Annotated in this window: 3 protein-coding genes; 1 reads left to right on the top strand and 2 read right to left on the bottom strand. The window is 40.2% G+C overall.

Annotated elements, in window-relative coordinates; genetic code table 11:
- Positions 1–136 precede the first annotated feature (136 nt).
- The gene (locus tag AB9H30_RS19210) at positions 137–1,291 is read left to right on the top strand and encodes an IS110 family transposase (RefSeq protein ID WP_371196407.1); all 1,155 of its coding nucleotides are present in this window, start codon (positions 137–139) and stop codon (positions 1,289–1,291) included.
- A gap of 365 nt (positions 1,292–1,656) precedes the next feature.
- On the opposite strand, the gene AB9H30_RS19205 is transcribed toward AB9H30_RS19210, so the two are convergent.
- Together AB9H30_RS19205 and AB9H30_RS19200 are read right to left on the bottom strand one after the other, a co-directional pair.
- Positions 1,657–2,031: a hypothetical protein gene (locus AB9H30_RS19205; RefSeq protein ID WP_371196406.1), complete on the bottom strand. Its 375-nt coding sequence runs from the start codon at positions 2,029–2,031 to the stop codon at positions 1,657–1,659.
- A gap of 81 nt (positions 2,032–2,112) precedes the next feature.
- The coding region (locus AB9H30_RS19200) for a hypothetical protein (RefSeq protein ID WP_371196405.1) at positions 2,113–2,513 on the bottom strand (401 nt) is incomplete at its 5' end.

Below are 2,513 nucleotides of genomic sequence, written 5' to 3'. Positions count from 1 at the left end.
GGCAAGCAATAACTTTCATGACGTATAGACATAATGACTCCCTCCGATAGTGCTAGCCAACCTATTTTTCTTGGGTTAGCTATCAGCCAGGGCCATAATTAGTTTGTTAAATGACTAAAACAAATAGGTGGCTAGCATGAGCAAACATAACATAATTTTTATTGGCTTGGATACTCACAAAGAGTTTCACGAAGTAGCGTATTGTGAAGACCAACGTGGTGCAGAGGTTGTTCACGATGGACGTATTAGCTCTTTAAAAGTGAGTGTGACAAAACTCGTTCGCAAATTTGAATCTAAATACCCAAGAGCTACATTGCACTTTGTATATGAAGCAGGACCTTGTGGATATTGGATTTATCGATTAATCACTAGTCTTGGCCATTGCTGTTATGTAGTTGCGCCATCCCTTATTCCTAAAAAAGCTGGAGAGCGGGTAAAAACAGATAAACGTGACGCAATTAAACTCGCCAAGCTTCTAAAATCCGAAGACTTAACCGCTATCTATGTACCCGAGCCGGAAGACGAGGCTGTTCGTGATTTATCTCGCTCCCGTGAGATAGCTATGAAAGATTTAAAAGACGCTAAATATCAACTGAAGGCCTTACTCCTTCGCAATAATATTCGATATCCTGGCACCGATAACTGGTCAGCTAAACATATGCGTTGGTTGGCTGAGTTAATATTACCTCACCCTACACAACAGATTGTCCTACAAGAGTTTATTCATACTATAGATGAACGTGTCCGTAGGTTAGAAAGGCTCGAAAATGAACTCATTCATCACGTTAAGCTGTGGCGCTATTATCCTGTTGTAAAAGCATTACAAGCCATGCGCGGCATTCGCCTGACAATAGCGGTCGGCCTTATCGCTGAGCTTGGCGATCTTAACCGTTTTGACCATCCTCGTAAGCTCATGAGCTACCTAGGCCTAGTTCCTTCAGAGCATTCAAGTGGTGGTAAACAGCGAATGGGTAGCATCACGAAGTGCGGTAATGGACGCGCAAGGCGGTTATTGATAGAAGGCGCTCATACTTACCGATTTAGCGCTAATCTATCGAAGGAAATGCAACAGCGCCAAGAAGGATTACCTAAACAAGTTATTGATATCGCATGGAAAGCTCAAGTGAGACTCTGTCGCCGTTATCAAAGATTAATACAACGCAGTAAACACCGAAATACCGTAGTTGCTGCGATAGCGCGTGAAATGGTCGCTTATATATGGGCTATTACAAAAGAAGTCGTGTTAGCACCTGTTAATCCCAAGTTAAGATTATCTAGGGTGCCTGCATGATAAAAACCAGTTTTGAGTTAATGCATTGGGTCAAGCCGCGGAATGGGGCACAACCTAAGAGGGTGTTAGGATGGCAATTATGTAACCCATAATTGATCCACGAACATAGAGTGAAGAGAAGGTGCTCCGGCGGAATAAGTAAGGTCAGCTCTGCTCATTGGAAAATGAATAACCTACGAATACCAGCATGTAAACCGACGAAATTACTGCTTCACCCGATGTGTTAACTCAATTTATTGAGCAACAACTAATTATGGACTGAAATGAGGTCAGAACATCTCTCGTTTTAGTTGACAGAGGGNAAATTAAGCGGCGTTGCCCGCTCTTGGCAATGTCCGCTTGAATTTTTTTGTTATGTGTCATTGTCAAATTATACTCCACGGGTCAAAACCCATTGATTCAATAGCAGGAGCAATTGTATCTGCTAGAAATTCTCTCTCTTCTGTATCGAAATCTGACCATGGTAAATTGTCGACTAAAGTCTGAATATTCGACTTTCTTAAATCCTTGGTAAAGTCTGAATTTAAATGGATATGTCTTAAAGATTTGAGGAAGTCATTTGTTGTTTTTTCCAACGACAAAATTACTTCTGGGCGCGAAGGATTCAAGCCTCTTGGTTCCCATAACTCAATCGCAAAGTTCTTTTTCAAGATTAAATCATCGATTAATTTAGCAGTTTTATCCATAGCCGAAATTCCAAAAGAAAGAGAAACTAATACAACCAACAACGTTAACTTCATAGCGACACATAACACCTTGCATAAGCGGTTTGGTGGCGCTCTTCCACGAAATCCGTCTTAATGTTTTTGTTATATGCCATTTCAAAAAATCCTCTGTAGAAAATAAGTAATCAAAGCGCCGAGTACTATTCCAGAAATAAAGTATTTGTTTAAAACCCAAATCAATATTCCTGCAAACAATGTTGGAGGCCTTGATTCATCAATCACAATCGCTATATCGTCCGGAAAGACCTCTTTATAAAGTTCAATATCCAACGTTTCGACAATACCACCTCTTTCTGCAACGACTTCAAGAATGACATCTGTAGCTTCTACATCAAATAACCTTTGGTTTGGAAATACATATTGGTTCTTTTTGACGTATAATTCAAAGATTTTATACTCCACATTTTCAGTCGTATAACTATCTGGTTGCCTTGGTATTTTGACTTCCTTTTTCACCCAACACTCCTCGGCATATAACGCTTTAGTATTCTTTTTGC

The organism is Glaciecola sp. SC05 (genome assembly GCF_041380235.1).
In the GTDB taxonomy this organism is placed as follows: Bacteria; Pseudomonadota; Gammaproteobacteria; order Enterobacterales; family Alteromonadaceae; genus Glaciecola.
Note: the sequence above shows the minus strand (reverse complement) of the source record. Positions and strands in the feature narration are given on the sequence as shown.

Bases quoted from the DNA above. Each gene is read 5' to 3' on its own strand.
- AB9H30_RS19210 (WP_371196407.1), top strand. From the start codon at position 137: ATGAGCAAACATAACATAATTTTTATTGGCTTGGATACTCACAAAGAG.
- AB9H30_RS19205 (WP_371196406.1), bottom strand. From the start codon at position 2,031: ATGAAGTTAACGTTGTTGGTTGTATTAGTTTCTCTTTCTTTTGGAATT.